A 16,226-nucleotide genomic window follows, 5' to 3' on the forward strand; every position below is an offset into this window, starting at 1 on the left:
GATTTGTCCCAGCTGAAAAATCACCAATTATTTTATTAACACGTGATGACCTTGATTATAATAATGAATCTGAAGTTGATTCGGCAACTGGTTTGATTCAACGTAATGGCCAATGGGATTTTTAAAATAATGGTTCAGTAATGAGGTAAGGAATGAAAGTATCTATTATTTGTACAAATTATAATAAGGAGGCATGGATAGAAGAAGCTATTAAGGGGTTCTTAAATCAGAAATGCGATTTTGATTACGAAATCATTTTGGTTGATGATGCTTCCAGCGATCATTCTCCTCAGATTATTGAACGCTATGCGAATCAATACCCTGATAAGATTAAGGCTGTTTTTCATCAAGAAAATTTAGGTATCACAAAAACATGGCTTGATATTTGTCAGTTAGCTCAAGGTGATTACATTGCTCGATGTGATGGTGATGATTACTGGATTGATGTTTACAAACTTCAAAAGCAGGTTGATATCTTAGAACGATCAACAGCATCAAAATGGTCTTGCTCTGATTTTAACATTATCTCTGAGAGTGGTGAATTACGTCAGAAAAAAGCTATTGAGAATGGTATTATTCGAAAAATGTCAAGCTTCGAGGAGATGCTTGCATTTCGAGGAATGACGATGTCATCGACTTGGTTAGTAGATCGCAACTTGATGTTGGAAGTAAATGATGCTATTTCTCCTGACGCAGTTGATGATACTTTTAGTCTCCAACTGGAGTTGTTTACAAGAACAGAGTTAACATTTTTACCAGAAGCGACTACTGTTTATCGCCTTCACGAAGGTTCGGACTCACATCCTGCATCAGTTGAAAAGCTATCAGAGCGTTTTGAAAAATTACAGGAGACACAGGAAGAGTATCTTGAAAAGTACTATTCAAGAATTGATTTTAAGGTATTAACACGATACTTATTCTCTGAAAATACTGAGCGTGAAAAAATTATTGCACGTCGTCAGCAAGAATTAACAACACAATTAAATAATGCTCAAGTAATATTAGATGAATTACTTGAAGAAAGGGCAAAATTAAAATCAACTGAAGAAAAATTAGAAAGCCAAATTGCTGAAAAAAATCATTGGCTGAACGAGTATAACAAGGTTATCCATTCAAAACGCTGGGTAATTCCGACGAAGATAATCAATTTATTCAGGAGAAATCGATGAATCGAATGCTACTTTATGTTCATTATAATAAATTTAATGAACTGAGCCCTCATGTTCTTTATCAACTTGAACAGTTGAGGCCTTTATTTTCATCAATATGTTTTATTTCTAATAGTTATTTGAGTAAGACTGCTATTGAAAAATTGCAAGAAAATCAACTAATTGATGATGTGATTCAACGTCAAAATGAAGGCTATGATTTTGCAGCATGGAAGGAAGCAATTCTATCTTCTTTTGATTATGTCAAGTCATTTGATTCTTTAACCTTGATGAATGATACTTGTTTTGGTCCTTTGTGGGATATGCAAGAGATTTTTGAAAAATTTGAATCAGATGCTAGTGTTGATTTTTGGGGACTAACCAACCATGCTGCTTGTAAAATAAAAGGAGGAAGTTATGTAGCAGAGCATCTGCAATCATATTTTCTCTCTTTTAAAAAGCAAGTTGTAGAGAGTGAAGCATTTATTGATTTTTGGTCAAATGTTAAAAGCTATAAGAATGTTCAACAAGTTATCGATTCTTATGAATCAGAATTGACTGAACAATTAGTTAAAGCGGGTTACAGTTGTAGTTCTATGCTTGACTTGTCAAGTAAACCGGAACTTGGAAATGTTTCAATTTTTCGACCAGATTTGATATTGCAGGCAGGTATTCCATTTGTAAAAATTAAGTCTTTTAGTCATGTGGCACACTTGGCACCGTTTGTCTTAAATGCAATCGAGGAGAAAAGTGAGTATCCAGGTGATTTAATCATTAATCATCTTTCTAGTATATTGCCGCCGACTACATCTTTCTTATTACCTTATAAAAATTTGAATCAATCTGATAACACGCTAAAGCAACCTTCAAAGACAATTTTGCACCTGCATTTTTCAACACGAAATGGTGTAGAAATTTTGACTAGTTTTTTGAAGAGCCGTAAAAATATTATAACTTTAGTTAGTGCTGAATCAGATAAAACCTTAGAAGAGGTAAAAGAACAGTTCCAGCGAGAAGATATTACTAGTTATGCTTACGCACATGTTGAAAGTGTTAGTGATTGGCAAAAATTTATTAGTGATTCTTCTAAGGTGTTCGATGGTAATTGCTTAGCCTATATTCATGTTTCGGATTTCTTTTTAAATCAATTGGTTGACTCCTATAGTTTAAGGGAACTACTTGAGATAATGTTTTCATCAGAGGATACTATTAAGAAAATATTTCTTGATGATAAAAAAATCGGTTTAGCCATCCCAGACATGCTTTCATATGAAAGGTATAAAGATTGTCAATTGGCTATTGATAAAGAAGTTTTTGAAAGATTGAAAATTTCCGAAGCAGAAATAAAAAATCCTATGATAGAAAAAGCTTGGTCAGCTTATTGGATTAGGGTAGATGGATTGCAAAAAATATGGAATAACAAAGGCAATCTAACGCTTTCAGATTTTGAAAAAATTCTTCCAATTTTTAATTGGAAAGAGCACTATGATTTTGTTTTGCTACCAAATAAAGCAAGTTTACCTGCTTTGATTGATGCAAAAAAAGTAAATGATATGCTCTTTGCATCAGAACTTGAGGTACCAAGTAGTATTAATTATCCGATCAGTGCTAAATTAGTCTTGCGTTTCTTTAAAAAGGCTACGCTATTGACTTTGACTTATTTTTTAAAACGTCTAAATTTAATCAAATTAGTTAAGGAAAAACAGAATAAATGAGTGAAAAAAAACATACCATTGCAATTTGCGCATATGGTGAGAGTTCATATTTGGAAGAATGTATTCTTTCTGTAGAAAAGCAAACAGTATCATCTGATGTTTACATTTACACATCAACACCAAATAATTTAATTAAATCATTGGCTGAAAAATACCATCTTCCATTATATGTTGGTGAACGAAAATCAATAGGAGCTGATTGGAATCAGGCACTTTCACATTGTAAAACAGAATATGTGACAATTGTTCACCAGGACGATTTGTATGATGAAACTTTCACACAGAAGGTATTGGAATCATTCGAAAAGTACCCGAACTCAACGATTGTTTATACAGACTATCATGAATTAAAAATGATGGCAGAAGGAGCTAAGGATATTGCAAGTAATCAGAACTTAAAAATCAAACGTTTGATGCTTAATGTTCTATCAGTGCTACCTAGTTCAAAATGGTGGCGTAATCGTGTCCTATCATTTGGAAATCCTATTTGTTGTCCAAGTGTTTCATATAATATGAAACGTTTGTCGGACTTCCAATTTGATGAGGAGATGAAGACAAGTTTGGATTGGTATGCATGGTACACAATTTCTGAAAAATACAAAGGGCGTTTTTCTTACATTAAGGAATCTTTGATGTTTCACCGTATTCATGAGGAATCTGAAACAACGGCAACGATTTCAAATAATACACGAACAAACGAAGATTTACAAATGTATCAGCTGCTTTGGCCAAAAGCTATCGCTAACTTACTGATTAAGTTTTATCAAAAAAGTCAGAATTCAAATCAATAGGAGGCAGCCGCGTGTTAAAAAAATTAATTATTATCCCTGCATATAATGAGAGCAGCAATATTGAAGGTACGGTTGCTGCAATTAAAAAAGATGCACCAGATTTTGACTATGTCATTATTAATGACTGTTCAACAGATAACACACTTGAAATTTGTCAAAAAAATAATTTCAATGTCGTGTCACTTCCAATTAATCTTGGAATTGGTGGTGCAGTGCAAACGGGTTATTTATATGCTAAAAAACATGGTTATGATTTAGCTGTTCAAGTAGACGGTGATGGTCAACATAATCCTGCTTTCTTATCCAAAATGGCTGATGAGTTGATAGAAAGTGATGTTAACATGGTAATTGGTTCACGTTTTCTAGAAAAAGAAGGCTTTCAATCATCGTTTATGCGTCGTTTGGGGATTCGCTATTTTATGGGCTTGATTCACTTGCTTACAGGTAAGAAAATCACAGACGCAACTTCAGGATTGCGAATGATAGATCGCAATATTATTGAACTGTTTGCGGGTGATTATCCAGATGACTATCCAGAACCAGAAACAATTGTTTCTTTACTTAATAAAGGTTATTCTGTTAAGGAAATTCCGGTTGTTATGAACGAGAGACAAGGTGGTGTTTCGTCAATTTCTGCAACAAAATCCGTTTATTATATGATTAAAGTGACATTGGCTATTATATTTGTAAAATTAAGGGGGAAATAAGATGACACAAACAGCGAGCCTTTTTATCTCAATTGTTATTGTACTTTTTGTAGCATACTCATTCCATTTGATTAAGAAGGATAAACTATCTATTCGTTATTCGTTATCATGGTATATTCTAAGCGTTATTTTATTGATTGCTGTTTGGTTCCCAAATTTATTGGTTGTATTGGCTAATTTATTAGGTATTTATTCCCCAATGAATCTGGTTTTCTTTGTTGGATTTTGCTTAAGTTTGTGGATTCTTTTCTCACTAACTCGCATTGTTTCTATTCAAAGCTCAAAGATTAAAAGCTTGGCACAACAAATTGCATTAAGTGAGAAGAAGGATGATTAAATTATTGAAAATTGGGCAGAAAGCTTCTCAAAAAGAAGTCTTTGCTTGGAATATTTTGGGCAGTTTAGCTTCAGCAGCTATGTCAACGCTTTTGCTGTTATCTGTAGCTCGTTTATTGGATAGCTATAACGCCGATGTTTTTAGTATTGCTTATGCTGTTGGAAATCTATTGATTACAGTAGCTACTTTTCAAGTTCGTGACTTTCAAGCAACAGATATTAAAGAGAAGTATTCTTTTAATAATTATTTCTATGCACGTGTGTTAACTATCTTTATTATGATGCTTGTAGCCCTTGGTTATGTTCTTATGCATGGCTATGACGCTTACAAATCTTTATGTGTTTTACTGATTTGTTTTTATCGCTGTAGTGATGCCTTATCTGATGTTTTTCAGGGAATGTTTCAACAGCACGAACGCCTTGATATTGCGGGAAAATCTCTTTTTTTTAGAAATGGATTTATCTTTGTAGGTTTTACAATTACATTGATTATTACACATGAGTTGTTATTATCATTGATTATCATGAATGTACTGTCCTTTGTTTTTGTTTTCGGTTTTGATTTCTTGTTGAGTCGATATTTTAGCAAAATTAAAGCATTTCATTTTTCATTTAAACAAATCAGAGGTCTTTTAGTAGAAAGTAGTCCACTATTTATTAATGCTTTTATGTTGGTTTCCATTTACAATCAGCCAAAATATGCATTAGACAACTTATTTGAGCAAGGCTTACTTGAAGTTGGTGTTCAAACGGACTTTAATATTCTCTTTATGCCGGTTTTTGCCATGAATTTGACAATGATTTTCTTTAGGCCAATGATGACTCAAATGGCTATTTTTCTTGAAAAAAAAGAATTTGAATCGTTTGTTCAATATCGTAGGAAATTGCTGCAACTGCTTGTTTTTATTTCATTTTTGATTTTAGCAGTTGTGTCTGTTATTGGAGTACCAATTTTAAATATTGTTTATTCGACTAATTTAAATAGGTATTTAGTGGCATTTATTATTTTAATGGTAGGGGGTATTGCTAGTACTTTTGCGACAGTTTGTGATAATATTTTGACAGTTTTGCGTAAGCAAAAACTTTTGGTGATTTCATTTGCCAGTGGATTTTGTGTATCCTATTTTTCAGCCAATCCTTTGGTTGAACATTATGGCATTTATGGTGCATCAATTTCATTTACATTATCAATGTTAACGTGGTTACTAGTATCTCTAATTATCTATTTTAGCGCTAAAGATTCATATAAGGAGAAAAAATGAAAATAGAAAAATTATTTTTATTCTTAGCAGTTCCCTGTGTTGCACTGTTTATGTTTTTGGTTCCTGTGACGCAAGTTCCAGATGAAGGAGAACATTCACGGCTAGCATGGGAGATTGGATATAACGTGAAAAACGAAGATGAATTCAATAGCTTAGTTTTTCACCAAGCTGATGCAGTTTTAAATAGTTCATCTGAACCTGAAGCTTTAAATAAAAAAGTTTACCGAAAATTATTTGAAAAGAAAGTTGATTTTTCAAAAGATCATTTTAAATTAAAATTTTCAATAAAAAAATTGATGCATTTACCACAGTTTATTGGTATGTTGATTGGTAAAGCTATTTATCCTTCATTAGGTGTCATACTTTTAGTAGGACGAATTGTTAATGCTCTTGTTTATATCATTGGAATGTATTTTGTTATCAAAGCAGCAAAATACGGTAAATTAGCTTTGATGTTTATTTCGTTATTACCAATGATGTTACAGCAAGCAGCTTCTCTATCTTATGATGTTTTAAATTACGTCTCGATTGCATGTTTCTTTGTTTTCTTTGTTAATCTTATCAAAGAAAGAACATTTACTAATAAAAAGTTTCTTCAGCTTATCTTATTAACTTTATTCCTTTATTCAACGAAAACAAATAACCTGCTTTTATTACCGTTCTTAGTAATGATAGATTTTGAGTTTGAAGGATTTTTAAAAGTGTTAAATCCAGCTTATAATTTCTTCAAGAAATATAGATGGTATTTTGTTACAGGAGCGGTTTGCTTAGGAATTGTTGCGTTTTATTTCTTCTTAAAAGGCTGGGGTGGAACTCAACACTTTATTTGGGTAATGTTTAATACTTTTTTCTTACAACAAGAAAACGTTAATTTAAATGGTTTGTTAACTATTGGTATTTTCGGAGAATTTGGCTGGTTAACGACTCAATTACCGTTATGGCTAGTCTTTATTGATATTGTTGTATTGATTTTAATATATTTAAGTGAATATCTTCCCGTCACTAAAACAGAAGGTATTTCATCAGCTTTAATTTTCCCAGTGCAAGTGCTTATTATTGTTGTTGGAATGTACTTTGCTTGGACATTGAGATCTAATCCTGATAATGTTGGTGCGAATAGAATTGCTCACGGTGAACAAGGTCGTTATTTCACACCTTTCTTGATTTATTTAGCACCGTTGTTTAGTCTTTGCCAGTCAAAACTAAGATTTGAATTTAGTCAAAAATCAATTATTAAACTATCAACAATTATTATTCTAATCAATGTTGCAGTGTCATTTGCTGTCTTATGGGCATATTATTGGGTATAGGAGTACAATTGGATGATTAGTGTTATTGTTCCGGTTTACAATGCTCAAGAACATTTATCAGACTGTCTTGATTCACTTTTACATCAAACATTAGAGAGTGATTTCTATGAAATCATTCTCTTAAATGATGGTTCAAAAGATATGTCTGCTGAAATTTGTGAGCGTTATGCGAAGCAGTATAGCAATATTGTTTTTGTTAATAAAGAAAACGAAGGTGTCTCAAAAACACGAAATCTAGGAATTCAAAAAGCAAAAGGCGACTTTGTCGCCTTTGTTGATAATGATGACTTAGTAGAAACAGATTATTTGGAAAAACTGTATACAGCAATTTCTCAATCAAATGCTGATGCTGTTTTTTCAGGCTATACTCGTATGACTTATTCAGGAAAAGTTTTGTTTAAAGAAAGCTTAAGTCAAACTGAGTGGGCAAAATACATAGTGATGGCCCCTTGGGCGAAGCTTTATCGAAGACAAGTTTTATTGGATAATAGAATTGAATTCTTTGATTATGGAATAGGAGAAGATGTTGCATTTAACCTACAGTTTTTAGCTAAAACTAAAAATATTGATATTATTTCCTATTCTGGCTATAAATGGATGTTTAATGATGATAGTGTATCTAATACCTCTCAACGTGGCTTAGATGATCGTTTAGATATACGCATTTTACTAGAGAAAATTTTAGAAAATAATCCAGAGCCAGATGATTATTTGTCATATTTTATTTTTAGATATTATATTTGGTATCTTTTATTTTCAGGACGTTCATCTAGTAAACAGCAATTTCTATCTTATAATAGGAAAATTAAAGCATTTTTACGTGAGAAAAATATTTCTAGAAAAATATCACCGTTATCACGTCGCTTGAAGGGCGAAAAATTTTCAAATCGTTGTGCAGTGTTAGTTTTTAGTCTTTTAGATAAATGTTATTTGTTACCACTGTTTGCGTCAGTTTATTGTAAAAGTAAAAAATGATTAGAGGAGATAAAATGAAATTTTCAATTATTGTACCGGCATATAATGTGGCACAATATATCGAAGAGTGTGTGGAAAGTGTTCTAAATCAAGATTATGATAACTATGAAGTTATTGTTGTTGATGATGGAGCAACTGATGAAACACCTCAAATTATTGATAGCCTTGCCCAAAAATCCGAAAAAGTTAAAGTTATTCATCAAAAAAATGGTGGATTATCTGCTGCACGTAATAGCGGAATTGAAGCAGCAAATGGTGATTATATAATCTTTCTAGATGGAGATGATTTTTGGTCAAGTCAGTCTTTTTTAAACGACATCAACAATAGACTTAATGAAAATTCTGTTGATGTTATTATCTATTCTTACTCATACCATTATACCGATAAAATTGTTAAGAAGACAATCAGTAATAAAGGATTATCGGGAAATATAAAGAAAGATTGTACAGACTTAGTTAAACGTGAATTGATAACCGCACCTGCATGGAATAAATGTGTAAAGAGAACTTTGTTTGTAGACGGTTCTCTAGATTTTCAAGTTGGTTTCCTTTCAGAAGATTGTCTTTGGTGTGCAAATCTTTTGAAGCTAATGACAAGTTATGCAGTTTTTGACAATGCACAATACATGTATCGTCAAAATCGAGCAGGAAGTATCACCAATGTTGTTAAAGAAAAAAATGTTCTCGATATTTTAAAGAGTATTTCAATTGGCCTTGATAATATCAAAAAACTTCCATTTGAAAAACAGGAAGCATTAAAAGTCTATTTTGCAATTTCATATATTTCAATTTTGCCGTTTGTTCATTTATATAAAAACAACTTTGATATTAAAAACTATTTAAAAAATTATGAATATTTGTTACAATATTCAAGGCAGATTGAAAACAAAAGTTTTAAATATACTGGCTTGGTGGCAAAAGGGATAGGAGTAGAAAAGGCAGCTGCCTTGTTTAATAAGTTACTTGGTCTGTACAAAAAGTTTAAAGGTTAAGGATTTTCAAAAGGTATAATGATATTTTTAAAATCAATAGGTAATTTTTGTAAGAAGAATAAAGGTGTTTTACTTTCCTATTTTGTAACCTTTCTCATTACCTACTTACATCTTATTATAGTAATTGGCTTAGAAAATCATCGAACTATTACACCGCTTATTTGGATTTTGTTAGGTGTTTTTATTGTCTTATATGCCCTCCAAATTCGAAAAAGAATGGGAAATAAATGGTGGCTATTATATCTTCCACTTATTTATTTACTTTTTTTAATAGGTGCTTATTTTGTAAAAGTCACTTTAAATCTTAATAATGAAAAATTTGATTGGACAAAATTTCAGCATTTTTGGGATACTAACTTTTTAATTCCTTTAGCATGTTTGCTGATATTAGCTCTTGTCTTTAATCATTTCTCAAGTTATTTTTCTAATGAGTTTATCAATGCTTTTTCTCTGAAAAAGAAATGCTATGACATTTTAGTAATGAGTCAAATTGCAACAATGTTTATTGTTACAAGCAATCAATTAATAAATAGTTTCCTTTCAAATTCACTTTTTGCTGTTGAGGATATTAAAAAGACGGCTTATGCATGGCAATTGTTTAATTATTCTCTTGGAATGTATATCTTTTTCAGTTTAGTTACTTATGCATCAGCTAAAGGAATAAGTCACCTTATTAAGAATAAGCCAACCCCTTCTTTATCGGTTGCGACAAGTTTGTTGTTGGCTTTTATTTTTAATTTTACAATTCAAGCGGGAGTGACTGAAAAAGGTGAATCTTATGGGTATTATATCGCCTCAGGAGCAACGATATTACAAATTTTAATTATCTTTGCTTGTTTCATGGTGATTTATATTACTATTAATCGCTATTTACCAGCTACAGTTTTTAACATTGTTTTAGGAGTTGTAATCAGCTATATTAATGCTGAAAAATTTGCTTTACGTAATGAGCCATTTTTGATTGCAGATTTTACTTGGTTAAATGATATCGGATTTTTTAAAGAATATGTTAGTGAAAATGCTCTTTTATTAAGCATAGTAGGGATCCTTTGGACAATTGTTATTTTGTATTATGTTAGGAAAAAGTGTTTGCCCGGGCAAATATTTAAAAATTGGAAACAACGATTAGCAGTTGCCGTTACAATTGTTGTTGCTTTTTCAGGAACATTATCGATATTTAAGAATCAAGAGGATGGAAGAATTTCTGAACATATTCCAGTTTTATCTTCTGTTTATAACCTTTATAATGTCAATTGGCAAGGAATTAATGCTAATACTAGATTTCAATCTTTGAGCTTTGTATGGCTAAAACAGTTAACAATTACTGATATTGAAAAACCAGCTAATTATAGTCAAAAGGAAATTGACAAAGTTTATAAGAAATATACAAATCTTGCTGGTGAGATAAATGCCACAAGGACAGAAAATATTTCTGATCAAACAGTGATCTTCATTCTAAGTGAAAGTTTAGCAGATCCTGCTCGTGTTCCTGGGGTAACTTTATCGGCTCCAGTAATACCGCAAATTCAACAGATTCAAGCTGGAACAACATCGGGCTTAATGAAATCCGATGGTTATGGTGGTGGAACAGCTAATATGGAATTCCAGACCTTGACAGGTTTACCAATGTATAACTACAATGATATGATTTCAGTTCTGTATACTGAGGTAATTCCGAAGATGAATTATATTCCATCAATTAGTAATGCCTTTGAGCCAGAAAATAGGATTGCCATTCATTTATCTGATGCTACTCACTATGCACGTAATTCAGTGTATACGAAATTAAAATTTGATAAATTTGTTGCTACATCAGGGTCAGATGATATTGCAGAAGAGGTTAATATTTTGGGAGCTTACCCAAGTGATACGTCAACCTATGATAATATTCTCTCTAAGATTGATACTAATCAAAACCAATTCTTTTCTGTGATGACCATGCAAAACCATGGACCATGGTTTCCAACTGATTTGACTGATATTACTGCAAGTGGAGAAGGTTTGACAAGTGACCAAAATGAAAGCTTAACGAATTATGCGAGACTTTTGAGTTATACTGATAGCAGCACTGCGGAGTTTTTACAGCAATTAGAAGGAATTGATAAGAAAATTACGGTTGTATTCTATGGAGATCATTTACCAGGTATTTATCCAAAATCAATCTTTAAGGATAATCCTGAATTGCAGTATTTGACTGATTATTTTATTTGGTCAAATCATGGTACTGTTAAAGATGATTATCCATTAGTTAATTCTAGTGATTTTCCAGCTGAATTATTAGCCCATACAAATTCGCGTGTATCGCCTTATTATGCATTGTTAACGGAAGTTTTAAATAAAGCTAGTGTTGATAAAGATAAACTTGATGGTGATGGTAAAGAAATTGCTAAAGATCTCAAATTAATTCAGTATGATTTGTCTGAAGGAAAAGGGTATATTTTGAAGCATTCTGATTTCTTTGATTTTCAATAGTAAAATATCGAGAGAGCAATAAAGCTCTCTTTTTATATTGTAATATTATTCTTCAAAATAGATTTACTAGTGAAAAAAAGCAAGCTTTAGTGTAGAATATATAATAGAAAAAAGATTGGAAATGAAAATGAGGATTATTGGTAACAAACATTTTTTTGTAAAATTAAAAGCACTACTGTATAAAATGAAACAACTTTTAAAAAAAGTTGCTCTTTTTGGGAAGAAGGCTTTCTTTAAAATAAGATGTATTATTCTTCGTGCTTTTCGAGATTATTTTCGAGATAATGACTATCTTCCACGTGTAAAACGTGTTTTGATTTATAATATTTTTGAAGGAAAAGAAACACTTCAAGAGTATAAAGTTATTTTCTTAGAGGCCTTAGCTAAAATTGTTGATGATATTTACATTGTTGTTAATGGTGAGTTATCACAGTCAGACATTGAACGCTTAGAAAAAATCGGGAAAGTTACTTTAAGAGAAAATAAGGGTTACGATGTAGCGGCTTTTAGAGCAGGAATTCTAAATTTAGGCTCTGAAAAATTGAAGGAATATGATCAATTATTGTTAGTTAATGATACTAACATTGGTCCTTTTCGAGATTTAGAAGAAGTTTTTTCAACAGTTAATTCAAAGTCATTGGATTTTTGGGGTGTTTCGTTGGGAGAAGTTCAACCAGACTTTACAGGAGTAAATCCTTTTGGTTATATTCCGGAGCATATTCAAACGTATTTTGTTGTGATTGAACGTAGTCTATTACATCAAAAGTCATTCTATCGTTATTGGGAAAAACTTAGTGATACAGATTCACGTCAAAAAGCGATTGGAAGACACGAAACATATTTTACAAAATATTTTGCTAATTTAGGTTTTCGTTATGATGCTTTGATTAGGGATACAACTGATAGTGCGATGTACATACATCCATTACGAGTTCTAAAACAGGGATCTCCTTTAATAAAATATTCAGCATTCTCAAATTACGATGATGATCAATTTATTTGGCAAGGATTGGAACGTCATAGCGAAATTCCTGAACTTCTCTCATACATTGAAGAAAAAACAAATTATCCAGTTGAAATCATCATGACTATTATTGATGATTTTAAGAAAAAGGCACAACAAAAGTATGTTTTAATCATTGATGGTGTTGAGAATATTATTCCGCAATGTACTCGATATCGTGTATTAAACAAAGCAGAGCAACTTGAGCAATTAGGATATAATGTGAAGGTTGTTGACATGTCAAAACTACAGTTGTTAGATTGTAAAGTTGCTAGTCATATTATTATTTATCGTGCACCAGATCTTCCTATTTTAAACCAAGTTTGTCAGTTAGCAAATAAAACAGGTGTTCCGGTTTTCTACGACATTGATGATTTAGTTTTTGATACAAAATACACTGATCAACTTGCTTATACGCAGGGGTTGTCAGCAGTAGATAAAAATAATTATGATGAGAGTGTTCGAGGTTATGGCAGAATGCTTGAAAAATGTGATGCAGTCATTACTTCGACAAATCAGTTGGCAAAAGAGTTGAAAAACTATAAAAAGACTGTGATTATAAATCGTAACGTCTTATCAGAAGAATTGGTTGCTATTAGTTCACAGACACCACACAAAGAATCTGATGACAATAAAGTTAAGATGGCATATTTTTCTGGTTCAATAACCCATAATGAAAATTTTGAAATGATTAAGCCAGCTATTATTTCGTTATTGAAGAAATACCCGTATTTAGAATTACATTTAGCTGGTCATTTGGATATTCCTGAAGACATTGCTTGTTTTGGTGAGCAAATTGTAACCCATCCCTATGTTGATTGGAAAGAGCTACCGCGATTGATTTCTGCTATTGATATCAACTTAGCTCCTCTGGTTCACTCAACCTTTAATGAAGCAAAATCAGAAATTAAGTGGTTAGAAGCAGCAGCTGTTAAGGTGCCAACCGTTGCTAGTAGGATAGGTTCATTTGAGGATATGATCGAAGATGGTATTGACGGTATTTTGGCTTCAGATACTGAATGGGAAGAAAAATTAGAGGCTTTAATTATTAATAAAGCTTATCGTAGTCAAATAGCTGAAAATGCTTATCGAACAATTATGGCACGCGCTACTACTAAAGCGATTAAAATGAATTTTTTAGAAATAAAAGGTTAAACATGAAAAATATTTTATTTGTTACACCAACAACAACATTTGATAATGGTGCAGAAATATCTATTTTTTATCTAATGAAATACTTGGTATCTCAAGGATATAATATTTATAGTGTCTGTCAGGAAATTCCAGAACCGCAGCAAGACGAACATCGAAAACATTATGATGAAGTTGGAATTAAGATGATATACCTTCCTGCTGCCAAGTGGTGGTGGGAGGATGCACCTGGTGGAAAACCAGGTTCTAAAGCACATCGTGTAGAATCTTATCGTCGAAATATTAAAGAAATTGGTGAAATCATTGAAGAATACTCCATTGATTTAGTTGTTTCAAATACTGTTAATGTCTTTCAAGGAGCGGTGGCAGCAAAACTTGCAGGTATTCCACATTACTGGTTGATTCATGAATTCCCTGAAAAAGAATTTTCTTATTATCTTGATAAATGTGATTTTATTTCAGAGTATTCTACAGAGATTTTTAGTGTATCAGGAAATTTAAATAATAGTCTTCAACAATTGTTCCAAAATAGAAAGATTGGATGTTTTGTTCCTTATACTCAAATTCCAGACATGGAATTGGCTAAGGGAGATAAGGTTAGGATAGTTTCAGTTGGTCGAATTAATGAACGTAAGAATCAACTTGAACTCATTAGGAGTTTTGAACGTCTGCAAACAAAAGAACATTCTGATTTAGAACTTGTTTTTATTGGTCCATGGGATGATGATTATAAAAAAGAGTGCCAAAACTATATTAATAAGCATCAACTTAAAAACATTTCGTTTTTAGGTTTCAAATCGAATCCATGGGAATATTTGACAGATAAAGATATTTGTGTTTTCACATCTGCCCAAGAAACATTTGGTTTAGTCTATGTTGAAGCAATTTTAAAAGGCCTTCCGACGATTTTATCGGATAATTTGGGACACAAAACTGCTTATGATATTTTTGAAATTGGTTCTATGTATCATCTTGGAGATATTGATGAATTGACTGATATGATTAAATCAATGTTGGATAATCAGGAAACTATTTATGGACAAGCTAGTCAAGATAAAGCAAAAGCCAAACAACTTTATAGTGTTGAAACAACTTATAAAGAGATTATTGAAAAAATTAAAAATCAAGATTCATCAACACTTGAGACACCATTACGTCACATTTCTGACTTGATTACCGTGAATACTGAACCAACCAAACTTGAAAGAGGAGCTCGTAAAATTAGCCATACCCTTTATCGAGTAAGACAAAAATTGAAAAAGCAGTGACGCTTAATCTTTATTTTAGAGAAGGGAGACCTTCTCTTTTTATTTTCATAGTTTTTCATGAAAATTATTTTAGACTGTGTTATACTTATAGACGTGTTAACTCAGATTGAGAGGAAATCAATGAAAAAACTATCTATTGTTGTTCCTTGCTACAATGAACAAGAAACAATTTATCCATTTTTAGAGGAAACTCAAAAAATTGAAACAAAAATGAAGGACCAACTGATTTTTGATTATATTTTTGTCAATGATGGTTCAAAAGACGAGACACTAAAAGTCCTTCGAGATGTTGCAAATCGTTTTGAAAACGTCCATTATCTATCGTTTTCACGTAATTTTGGTAAAGAGGCTGGTTTATTAGCTGGTCTTGAAGCAGCAGATGGTGATTTTATTACTGTTATGGATGCTGATTTGCAGGACCCACCTGAACTTTTGATTGATATGTATGAAAAAATCAAAGAGGGATACGATGTTGTTGGGACACGTCGTGCCGATCGAAAAGGTGAGCCCGTTATCCGATCATTCTTTTCAAAAATGTTTTACAAAATTATTAATGCTGTCTCTGATACAGAAATGGTTGATGGTGCGCGTGATTTTCGTTTAATGACAAGACAAGTTGTAGACAGCATCTTAGAACTTGGCGAAGTTAACCGCTTTTCTAAAGGGATTTTTTCTTGGGTTGGGTTTGATGTTACATACATCGCTTACGAAAATCGTGAACGTGTTGCAGGTGAAACCTCTTGGAGTTTTTGGAGTTTGTTAAAATATTCTATGGAAGGTTTCATTAATTTTTCTGAAGCGCCGCTTGATTTATCTCTTTGGGCTGGTGCAGCATCATTTATCATATCTATTCTTGGAATTCTATTTATCATTATTCGTAAACTCACAATTGGTGGTAGTGTTTCAGGTTGGGCAAGTTTGGTTTGTATCATTTTGTTTATTGGCGGTATCCAGTTGCTTGCTTTAGGGATTATCGGAAAATACATTTCTAAGATATTCCTTGAAACTAAAAAACGTCCTGTTTATATCGTTAAAGAAAAAGGATAATTTTAAATTTTTATCAAAGTTTTTAGCTGTTTTTCCGAATTGATATAA

At 32.0% G+C, this 16,226-nt stretch carries 13 protein-coding genes; all 13 read left to right on the forward strand.

The features are described 5' to 3' along the window. The first annotated feature begins 152 nt into the window (after positions 1–152). The 13 genes from BLP98_RS01510 to BLP98_RS01570 all read left to right on the forward strand — a co-directional run bounded on the left by BLP98_RS01510 (position 153) and on the right by BLP98_RS01570 (position 16,178). Positions 153–1,169, forward strand: a complete 1,017-nt coding sequence (locus tag BLP98_RS01510) for a glycosyltransferase family 2 protein (protein ID WP_074481579.1) — start codon at positions 153–155, stop codon at positions 1,167–1,169. Continuing rightward, positions 1,166–2,863, forward strand: a complete 1,698-nt coding sequence (locus tag BLP98_RS01515) for a rhamnan synthesis F family protein (protein ID WP_074481580.1) — start codon at positions 1,166–1,168, stop codon at positions 2,861–2,863. Before BLP98_RS01510 ends, BLP98_RS01515 begins: the two co-directional genes overlap by 4 nt. Then, on the forward strand, positions 2,860–3,654 hold the full coding sequence (locus BLP98_RS01520; RefSeq protein ID WP_074481581.1) for a glycosyltransferase family A protein: 795 nt from the start codon (positions 2,860–2,862) through the stop codon (positions 3,652–3,654). Before BLP98_RS01515 ends, BLP98_RS01520 begins: the two co-directional genes overlap by 4 nt. An 11-nt stretch (positions 3,655–3,665) precedes the next feature. Next, on the forward strand, positions 3,666–4,361 hold the full coding sequence (locus BLP98_RS01525) for a glycosyltransferase family 2 protein (protein WP_074481582.1): 696 nt from the start codon (positions 3,666–3,668) through the stop codon (positions 4,359–4,361). A gap of 1 nt (position 4,362) precedes the next feature. After that, positions 4,363–4,698, forward strand: a complete 336-nt coding sequence (locus tag BLP98_RS01530) for a DUF2304 domain-containing protein (RefSeq protein ID WP_004232324.1) — start codon at positions 4,363–4,365, stop codon at positions 4,696–4,698. Then, complete coding sequence (locus BLP98_RS01535; protein ID WP_074481583.1) at positions 4,691–5,959, forward strand: MATE family efflux transporter; 1,269 nt, start codon at positions 4,691–4,693, stop codon at positions 5,957–5,959. The genes BLP98_RS01530 and BLP98_RS01535 overlap by 8 nt, the downstream gene beginning before the upstream one ends. Continuing rightward, positions 5,956–7,269 (forward strand): DUF2142 domain-containing protein, encoded by a 1,314-nt coding sequence (locus BLP98_RS01540; protein WP_074481584.1) that lies wholly within the window; start codon positions 5,956–5,958, stop codon positions 7,267–7,269. The genes BLP98_RS01535 and BLP98_RS01540 overlap by 4 nt, the downstream gene beginning before the upstream one ends. Positions 7,270–7,281: 12 nt before the next feature. Beyond that, positions 7,282–8,244 carry a glycosyltransferase gene (locus BLP98_RS01545; RefSeq protein WP_074481585.1) on the forward strand — a complete coding sequence of 321 codons (963 nt, stop codon included), beginning with the start codon at positions 7,282–7,284 and terminating at the stop codon, positions 8,242–8,244. A 14-nt stretch (positions 8,245–8,258) separates the two neighbouring features. Beyond that, positions 8,259–9,236 (forward strand): glycosyltransferase family 2 protein, encoded by a 978-nt coding sequence (locus BLP98_RS01550; protein ID WP_074481586.1) that lies wholly within the window; start codon positions 8,259–8,261, stop codon positions 9,234–9,236. An 18-nt stretch (positions 9,237–9,254) separates the two neighbouring features. Continuing rightward, positions 9,255–11,708 carry an LTA synthase family protein gene (locus tag BLP98_RS01555; protein ID WP_074481587.1) on the forward strand — a complete coding sequence of 818 codons (2,454 nt, stop codon included), beginning with the start codon at positions 9,255–9,257 and terminating at the stop codon, positions 11,706–11,708. A 121-nt stretch (positions 11,709–11,829) separates the two neighbouring features. Beyond that, entirely contained in the window at positions 11,830–13,866 is a 2,037-nt protein-coding gene (locus BLP98_RS01560; protein ID WP_081341149.1) for a rhamnan synthesis F family protein, read from the forward strand. Positions 13,867–13,868: 2 nt separating this feature from the next. Then, a complete protein-coding gene (locus tag BLP98_RS01565; RefSeq protein ID WP_074481589.1) occupies positions 13,869–15,131 on the forward strand; it encodes a glycosyltransferase family 4 protein in 1,263 nt (420 codons plus the stop codon). Positions 15,132–15,251: 120 nt separating this feature from the next. Then, entirely contained in the window at positions 15,252–16,178 is a 927-nt protein-coding gene (locus BLP98_RS01570) for a glycosyltransferase family 2 protein (RefSeq protein WP_074481590.1), read from the forward strand. Positions 16,179–16,226 lie beyond the last annotated feature (48 nt).

This window comes from Streptococcus equinus (assembly GCF_900104225.1).
Lineage (GTDB): Bacteria > Bacillota > Bacilli > Lactobacillales > Streptococcaceae > Streptococcus > Streptococcus equinus_D.

What these genes read in the sequence shown, in the direction of transcription:
- BLP98_RS01515 (WP_074481580.1), top strand. Translation starts at nt 1,166, where the DNA reads ATGAATCGAATGCTACTTTATGTTCATTATAATAAATTTAATGAACTG.
- BLP98_RS01555 (WP_074481587.1), top strand. Translation starts at nt 9,255, where the DNA reads ATGATATTTTTAAAATCAATAGGTAATTTTTGTAAGAAGAATAAAGGT.
- BLP98_RS01545 (WP_074481585.1), top strand. Translation starts at nt 7,282, where the DNA reads ATGATTAGTGTTATTGTTCCGGTTTACAATGCTCAAGAACATTTATCA.
- BLP98_RS01510 (WP_074481579.1), top strand. Translation starts at nt 153, where the DNA reads ATGAAAGTATCTATTATTTGTACAAATTATAATAAGGAGGCATGGATA.
- BLP98_RS01535 (WP_074481583.1), top strand. Translation starts at nt 4,691, where the DNA reads ATGATTAAATTATTGAAAATTGGGCAGAAAGCTTCTCAAAAAGAAGTC.
- BLP98_RS01570 (WP_074481590.1), top strand. Translation starts at nt 15,252, where the DNA reads ATGAAAAAACTATCTATTGTTGTTCCTTGCTACAATGAACAAGAAACA.
- BLP98_RS01565 (WP_074481589.1), top strand. Translation starts at nt 13,869, where the DNA reads ATGAAAAATATTTTATTTGTTACACCAACAACAACATTTGATAATGGT.
- BLP98_RS01550 (WP_074481586.1), top strand. Translation starts at nt 8,259, where the DNA reads ATGAAATTTTCAATTATTGTACCGGCATATAATGTGGCACAATATATC.
- BLP98_RS01530 (WP_004232324.1), top strand. Translation starts at nt 4,363, where the DNA reads ATGACACAAACAGCGAGCCTTTTTATCTCAATTGTTATTGTACTTTTT.
- BLP98_RS01520 (WP_074481581.1), top strand. Translation starts at nt 2,860, where the DNA reads ATGAGTGAAAAAAAACATACCATTGCAATTTGCGCATATGGTGAGAGT.
- BLP98_RS01540 (WP_074481584.1), top strand. Translation starts at nt 5,956, where the DNA reads ATGAAAATAGAAAAATTATTTTTATTCTTAGCAGTTCCCTGTGTTGCA.
- BLP98_RS01560 (WP_081341149.1), top strand. Translation starts at nt 11,830, where the DNA reads ATGAAAATGAGGATTATTGGTAACAAACATTTTTTTGTAAAATTAAAA.